Here is an 8,349-nt window from a genome sequence, read left to right as displayed (position 1 = left end):
AAAGTATATTAGTCAGCAACAGAGTGAACATATATTTCTGAATGGAATTGTTAATCCCATTCAATATATTGATGGTGATCTTCTTCCGCGTAAACGAAGGGCCCGTCAACCGAACCAGCTTACGCTTGAAGGTATCGCCACCGACTAAAATGAAAAACACCAAAAAAATCACCGCTGTCGCCTGACCGATGGCACCCATAGCCCCCAAAGAACTGGACCACATGAAGTCGCCCAGCTTGAATCTGGGTGCATCAATCATCACATGGGTAGCATTCAATTCACGGCTTGTCTGTTTACTGTCAGATTGCTTTGTTGCATTTTCCATGGCACCAACCGCAGACTGTACTTTTTGCAAGTTACCACTGCGGTCATCACGTATGTTGATTAACTGAGCAGACAATTTATCCGCGGCTACCGGTAACTGCGTCACTATGGTCTGCAACTGACCGCGCAAGGCGTAACCACCTAAGGTCAGTGCCGACACTACTACGAGCATGACAATGCTGGATGCCAACAGGCGCGGAAATCTGATTTTTTCCAAATAACCAACCAGAGGATTCAAGGTATACGCGAGAAAAATACTCAGCAACAGCGGAACTAAAAGTGATTGCATCCAATCAAGTGCAAATACAAAAGCGATGCTCGCCAACAATCCCAGCGCTAGTCCACGTGCATCAACAGGCACATGTACGATAATCGGCTTCACAACCTGCTCCCCTTGCACTGCGGGGAGTGGGGTGTCTGCCGTGGATGTGAGTGGATGATTCATATCATATTGAGGTATTGACTCGTGCGTTACTTAAATAGTTTGATTGCCACCGTTATTAAGGCGCACACGTACGATATGGGAATCGCTTTGTTGTTGATTACTCTTATCCCGTTGGTCGCATCACCATATAGATTGTCCATGGATTCCTTCGTTACTCACATTAAGGTGGTTTCGGATTAATGGGCTACTTGCGCATAACCAGCAATAACCCACCTGCCATAAGCATGCCTGCTCCAGCTCATATCGGCACATTGACGGTCTCCCTATCATTCACCGTCTACTCTGACGGACCCAGTTTGGCCGTCTGTGTGCCTTTGGTGTAGGTGAAACCCCCATAGAGCTGGTCCTGGCTGCCAGCCACGATAAGCACTTTGGCAAGAATTATTGTTCCATTTAATTTGTGTATTCAGTCTAGCAATGAGATACACAATCGTCTGTCTGTTAACGCACATAACTTCGGACAGTCATATGGCAATCATTCAGTCGTGATACGGTTAGTCAGTGCAGGATTTCGGTGTGTTGGCATCGCTGGCCTGTTCCGCCGGGCCCGGTTTCAGGCAACCGGAAACTACTACGAACAACGCACTTGCCATCAGGGCAGCACTGACGAACTAGACGGGTTTGATGATTCATGGCGCTGGTCAAACCACGCATATGGAGTGACCGCGACTGCGACGGTTATTCCCACTGAGAGGGCAGGACGACAGCGACTCCACTCCTCGACGATCGCAGGGTTCCATCCTTATTTGTCCTTTTATGACCTCGTGGCCGATGAGCCGGTTCAAGTCCCCTCACGCCGCTTCCAGAAACGACTCATCATCGGTTTAACACTGATGCCATGCACGACAATGGAAAGTGTTACTACAACCAGCGTCAGCTGAATCAATTTCAGTGCCAGTTCTTCCGGGAGTCCATGTTGAGAGTCGCCATGAGGTAGTAGAGCGAACCGATACCGCGTACGCCGAACCAGCCGACTAAACCGCGTATCCGCCACGGGGTGCGGGTGCCGAGTAGACCGACAACTACACTCAGCGGTCGCGCTATGGTGAATAGAAACAGCACGAAGCCCAGCGCGCTCCAACTCCAGGAGTCCAGAAACAGCGTGCCGCCAATGAGCAGGATCAGCAGGAGCTCCGACAGTCGTTCGAGGTGTTCTTTGAATACCAGGGACGCTTCACTGACATGATTTGGTGACGCATCATCGACCAGGCCCGGTACATCTGCCTGTAGCTGCTGCCGGAGTTTTGGATCGGCAAGATCGAGTCTGACCTCGGTTTGGCGCAACGCCACGGCGGCGAAGAAGACGGCCAGAAAGCCCCAGGCGCTGAGCAGCACGCTCAAGCCGTACACCGCACCGATCATACCGAGGCCCAGGAAGTCGTCCAGCATACCGGCATCCGGCCGATTGCGGCGCAGGTGCACTATCAGGTACGCAAGCCCACTACCCGCCGCCACGCCGATGGCGATCCCTGCTGCAGTAGCCCAGATCACATCCACCAAAACCCAATGCAGACCGAACTCACCCAGTTCATGCAACCCAAGCAAGCCCAACCCAAGCATGACGAACGGAAAGGCGCTGCCGTCGTTCATGCCCGCTTCACAGGTTAATGTAAACCGTAACCGGTCTCGGTCACCGGGATGGCGGATCTGCACATCGGTGGCTAGTACCGGATCGGTCGGGGCGATGATGGCACCAAGCAGTATGGCAGCACCGAGAGGCAGGTCAAGCAGATAGTAAGCAAAGACCGTGACCAGCCCGACGGTGGTGACCATGGAGAAAATCGCCAAGTGCACCGGCGCGCGCCAACGTGCAAAGGTTACGGGTGCTGGCATTTTAACGCCGGCTGCAAACAGCGAAATCAACACCGCTGCCTCGGTCAATACTTCCAGTAAAGCCGACTCTTTGAGCGGATTAAAGTGGAACAGACCCAGTCCCATGGGGCCAACCAGGATTCCCACTGCCAGATAGATCATGGAAGAGGTAACCGGAAGGCGCTTGATGAGTGGAACGGTCAGTCCCATCGCCAGCAGTAATCCGCCTACGAGCAGAAACCACGCGGGGCTATTCATTGTTAATGTTGATCACTTGGCCGGTTGTCCTTTCACATGACTGCAAAATCGCGATCTGATCCGCTATCGACGAGGGGATGTCAGGATTCTCGAGCGCATCGGCCTGGAGGCCATTTGCTTCGATTGTTACGCGGTTTACAAAGCAGCCTACGCACTGATCATGGGTTCGTGAAACGGCCTTTGTTAACAAACAATAGCCAAACTGTTTCCCGCTGCCGATACCACGCTGGCGCAAACGATAAGAATAGATTCAGAATGGCTTCTTGCCGGGTCCTGCAAGGTACCAGATAACCAGGCCGATCAGCGGCAACAGGAACACCACCAAGGCCCAGGCCAGCTTGTGTACACTCTTGGCCGGACTTTGCAGAATCATGATTATGGCGTAGATATCCGCGAACAGGACGATAAGGCCGCCAATTCCAGTGAATTTCATTCTTTTCTCCAGGTAGGATTTTGTTGCGTGCACAGTGACAAACTGATTATTTTGAGCCTGCTTCACGCCAAACCAATGTCAATGACTTGCACGAATTGAACCCCAGTAACTCTTCAATGGATCAGATGGACTCGATAATTATTGCTGAATCAGTAGCTGTCCAGGTAATTGTACAGACTGCATTTTCTCATCCGGATAATACTTTATCAGCATCCAAACGGACTGCTCATATAATTGCTCAGGCCTATGTCGCATTCTCCTCTCAGTTGGCGGTTGTTGCGCGAGGCGCAAGAATCACGAAGTGACGGTTGCAGTAGGTATTGATGAATTGGGTAAGCACTGAGGAAACAACAATTACCCGAAGCGATCGGTAATCCGGTGCTACACCCGACACAGACAACTAGGCCGGCGACGTGGTTGAACCAGGCAGTTGATCGTTCTCCACCTTGAGGCTCGCACAGCATTCCTGCAGTAGTACCAGCGCTTCCTCGCCAAGGGCATTCAATTCCGGTTTGTCGGTCAACTGCAGTACAGCTGTGGGATCCATGAACGCTATCGTTACGCTTCCATTGGCTTCTTCGCGTACAACCACGTTGCACGGCAGAAGCAATCCGATGTCGGAATCGGCCTCGATTGCGCGGTGGGCAAGTGTCGGGTTGCAGGCGCCGAGTATGCGATACGGCCGATGTTCGATGTTGAGTTTAGCTTTCAGCGTCGCCTTGATATCAATATCGGTGATTACACCGAAGCCTTCTTTTTTCAAAGCCTCTGTGACTTTCATGACGGCGGTATCGAATTGTAGCTCTAGCTGAGTGCTGAATCCGTACATGAATCCGCTCCTTGTTATGTGGTGGAACAATTAATGCTTTTCGTTCATCTGTAAGTTCTCATCCTGCTTCTTGCCCGGCAGTTGCCCCGTTCTTTCCGCCTATCAAAATGGCAGTATACGAGTTGTTGCAAAGGTTCAAGTGCCTCATGGCTAAGCTCCGTTCAGGGTTGAATAGACGCGCGGTTCCGTTACTAGCCACAATGCACACGGGCGGAGTCAGCATAACCAATATGCCAGCATATCCTTTATAGATGCTTTTCTGGTCAGCGTCTGTACGTCATCGCACATAGCTCGTCCATCGCCCGTTATGGTGCCAGATTCACAACCCTGGCTATCTGTTCGATAGCGTACAGATAAGACCCTCAGAATCGACGATATTTGCGTCGCTGACAGTTGCATCGCTCGCGGGAAAAACCGCTGGTGCGCAATTGGGCTCATCCCCACTCGCCCCCCGATTCGATCTGCGATTCGCGCAGGCCTAACCTGTCCCTTCACCTGGAGAACTTCATCATGACCGACAAGTCAAGATGGTATCTCGGGTGTTCGCTGAAGACCTACAGGTTTTGAAGGCGGGATAACGACCAGTTGAGTCAGGCGCGAGTGTGCCGGTGGATTCGGGGAAGAGGTGAGCGTGGATATCCTTGCTTCCTCTATATCGAATAATTTGAAAAGTACCATTCGCCATCGCTAGTGAATTGAAGGGAAATAATATCTCAACATGGATGTTGCATGATATTGGACCATGGTGCAATGATAACTATCTGAAATTAAAGTTAAAAACTACTCATTTACAATCGAGTGGGAGTAGGGGGGCAGCTTTTCGGTAACCCCTTCTTCGGAGTAGCCAAGCTTCGAGTTTCGCGGCCAAGGCGATAGACGGTATGAACAAGCAGTATCGCAAGGACGACCTGAGCGGAAGCGAAGCAGTGCTGAATGAAACCCGAAGGGGTTCTACAGTGCGCGAATCATGTCTCTTACCGCCACGCAAGGAATGCCGAGGGTAATCGGTCGGGTGATCCTTACCGGCGCCACCGGCCCGAGCAGTTCCTTCCCTAGCGGATTGTTGAACAGCATACCCGGCAGGGTCGGCCGCTGCCGGATTAAGCGCAGCGGGAGTTTGAGACTACCGCCGGCGCGGCCGGTGGGGTGTGGTTTTTGCGGGTGCGCTGAGGGACTTGCTACGCAGGCCACTTAGTGCTAAACATGCTAAAACTACAAAAGGTACCAACGCCTTCCTTATCTGAATAGCCACCTCAGGGGTTACTATCGGTTAGGGGAAGAATAAAAGTCGTCTTGCACTTAGGGGTCGCCATTGAAAAGATGGTTGCATATGTTGACAGGACGTCTTCGTTTCAAGGTGCTTTGCGCTACCTTAAGTGCCGTGCTGATAATCAGTATCTGCGGTTGGGTGGCAATTAGGTATACCAACACCGTAACGACCTCCGTCACCGACACCACTCAGATCTATCTGCCCCTGCTTACCAAAGCTGTCAACGCTTCCAACTCGATGCACCGTCTGTCCAACAGGGCGCACGAACTCTTGCAGGCATGTAGGGTTGCCGACGGGTCCCACCGAGTGTTGCTGAACGGCTCGATGGCCAGCGATATTGCGATCATTGAAGATCTGGCAACCTTTTTACTCAACCTGGAGGCCACCTATGAAGTGAAGGTGAGATCGGCTAAAGATGAACTCCTGCGCGCCTTCAAAAGCCTTCTCAGCAGTTGCGATACCCAGACCAGCCTGCAGATAGAATTCGAATCGCAGCGATCTCGCGCAAACAAGGCTATTGCAGCGCTCACCTCTCTCATTGATGGGTTGCCTTCGCAACTTTCAACTTACCCTCTACCACCAGCCGACACGGGTGCCTTGATTAAATCCAGGCTTAGCGAACTAGGTAACATACTGAAGCACGCACACTCGATCCAACTCGTCGAGGGCGATAAGCAGATAGTCCAACTGAACGAGTCCCTACTGAGCAGCCTCTCATCCGAGTTCGATCATCTAGCGCCGAACTTGCGCGATAAGGACCATGGGTCGCTCAATGATAAGATTGACCGACAAATGGCCCAGCTGACTCAGGCTATTCTGAGCCCCGTCGGTATCCATGATATCTGGCGACGGACGAGTCTGTTTTACTCCGGCACCAGTATCACCCGAATGGCTATGAACCGCGCCGATATTGCACTGGCGTCGGCGCTTACCGGACTGGAAAGGGAGGCCCGCGCACGCTACCGACAGGCGCTGGATAAGACTCACGCCACCATCGACGAGGCCAAATGGCTCATCATCGGAGTGAACGTGACTATGGCGATTGTACTCTTGGCGTCGGGTCTGCTATTGGCTGCAGGCCTAGCCAGTCCGATAGAGAGCCTGAAAGCCTTTGTTATCCGGTTACGGGGAACGGAAGAGTTGTCGCAGCAGGTGCCAGCTCAGCTGATGGCCAGACAGGACGAGGTCGGAGCACTGGCCCGAAGCTTTAATGCATTACTGGTCGACCTGAAGGATGCCCGTCGACGGCTACTGTCAGAATCGAAAGCCAAGATCAGAACCCAGTACGAGCGCCTTTCCGCCGCTATTGAGAACATTCCACAGGGTTTATGCCTTATCGACGCAGATAATCGACTGTTGATGAGCAATACCCGGTTTATGACGCTGTATGACCTGACCTCCGCGGAGGTATGCGAAGGCACACCGCTGCAACAGATTATGGATACCTGCATCGCCAAGGGCGCACAAGTGGTACGACACGAGGGTGCAGACGATCATACCGAGCGTTACTCCGCTTTTTCCAGCAAACCGCTGGTACTCAATTACCGTAACGAGCGTACTATCCTGGTTCGTGGCGCACGTACGCCGGAAGGCGGCCTGGTATCGGTCCATGAGGACATTACCGAAAGGCGCCGCCAGGAGCAGCAAATTGCCCACCTGGCCTATCACGATACACTCACCGGACTGCCAAACCGCCGGCTGTTCCGGGATTCCATCGGTACGCTGTTGAATAATGCGGAAAAGAAGAAGGAAGTTGCCCTGCTGTTTATGGACCTGGACCTGTTCAAAACGGTCAACGATACGCTGGGGCACCCAGTGGGCGATCAGTTACTTGTCGCGGTTGCCGAACGCCTTCAATCCTGCCTGCGCGATTCCGACCGGGTCGCCCGCGTAGGCGGCGACGAGTTCGCCATTTTACTGACCGGCGGATCAAGTACCGAGGAGGCGGCCCGGCTCTCCCGCCGTATCATCGACAAGATTGGCCAGCCCTACGATATCGACGGTCACGTGATCGTGGTCGGAATGTCCATCGGAATCGCTGTCAGCCCCCGGGACGGACAGGACCCGGATCGGCTGATGAAATGTGCAGATCTGGCACTGTATCGGGCCAAAGGAGGGGGGCGCAACACCTACTGCTTCTACGAAGCAGAGATGGGCGCCCTCGTTCAGGCGCGGCGAACCCTGGAGATGGAACTCAGGAAGGCGGTGGAAATGGAGGATCTGGAACTGGCCTACCAACCCCAGATAAACATTGCCACCGGCGACATACAGGGATTCGAGGCGCTCTTGCGCTGGCACCACAATGAACGCGGCTTTATCTCACCGGAAGAGTTCATCCCCATCGCGGAGGAAACCGGTTTGATTACGACCATCGGCCGCTGGGTACTGACGCAGGCCTGTCTGGAATCCCGGCACTGGCCGGAATGTCTGCAGGTGGGGGTAAACGTGTCACCGGTGCAGTTCCGTGCCAATACACTGATGGCCGATGTTGAAGCAGCTCTTTCGGTCTCGGGTCTTCCTCCCAACCGTCTCGAACTGGAGATTACCGAGGGGATATTGATGCACGATACGGAGGCCAATCTTGACACACTTGAAGCCTTGCGCCGAATGGGTGTCCATATCGCGATGGACGACTTTGGGACCGGCTACTCCAGCCTCGGTTACATACGCAAGTTCCGCTTTGACCGGATAAAAATCGATAAATCTTTTGTCCACGACATACTCAATTCCAAGGACAGTCAGGCTGTGGTGCAAGCGGTATGTGGCCTCTGTACGACTCTGGGTATCGAGTCTGTGGCTGAAGGTGTGGAGGGTGAGCAGCAGCTGGAATTCCTGCGCAGTGAAGGTTGTACTCAGGCCCAGGGCTACTATATCGCAAGGCCCATGCCCGCCAAGGCGGCACGTGAGATGATCGCCACCAGTATGACGGTTTATAAATGATTATAGCTGTCCATTAGGATCACAACTGAGACCTTATA

At 53.1% G+C, this 8,349-nt stretch carries 5 protein-coding genes; 1 reads left to right on the top strand and 4 read right to left on the bottom strand.

The annotated features are described in order from the left end of the window. The 4 genes from NPX02_RS18600 to NPX02_RS18585 all read right to left on the bottom strand — a co-directional run. The coding region (locus NPX02_RS18600; RefSeq protein ID WP_260295427.1) for an AI-2E family transporter at nucleotides 1–706 on the bottom strand (706 nt) is incomplete at its 3' end. Between the two features lie 951 nt (nucleotides 707–1,657). Then, entirely contained in the window at nucleotides 1,658–2,791 is a 1,134-nt protein-coding gene (locus tag NPX02_RS18595; protein WP_335342605.1) for a cation:proton antiporter, read from the bottom strand. Nucleotides 2,792–3,089: 298 nt separating this feature from the next. Beyond that, entirely contained in the window at nucleotides 3,090–3,272 is a 183-nt protein-coding gene (locus NPX02_RS18590) for a PLD nuclease N-terminal domain-containing protein (RefSeq protein WP_260295426.1), read from the bottom strand. A gap of 400 nt (nucleotides 3,273–3,672) precedes the next feature. Next, a complete protein-coding gene (locus NPX02_RS18585; protein ID WP_260295424.1) occupies nucleotides 3,673–4,101 on the bottom strand; it encodes a DUF302 domain-containing protein in 429 nt (142 codons plus the stop codon). Nucleotides 4,102–5,431: 1,330 nt separating this feature from the next. Here NPX02_RS18585 and NPX02_RS18580 point away from each other — a divergent pair. Continuing rightward, entirely contained in the window at nucleotides 5,432–8,311 is a 2,880-nt protein-coding gene (locus tag NPX02_RS18580) for a putative bifunctional diguanylate cyclase/phosphodiesterase (protein ID WP_260295422.1), read from the top strand. The last annotated feature ends 38 nt before the right edge of the window (nucleotides 8,312–8,349 follow it).

The organism is Sedimenticola hydrogenitrophicus, assembly GCF_025175675.1.
GTDB classification, from domain to species: Bacteria; Pseudomonadota; Gammaproteobacteria; order Chromatiales; family Chromatiaceae; genus Sedimenticola; species Sedimenticola hydrogenitrophicus.
Note: the sequence above shows the minus strand (reverse complement) of the source record. Positions and strands in the feature narration are given on the sequence as shown.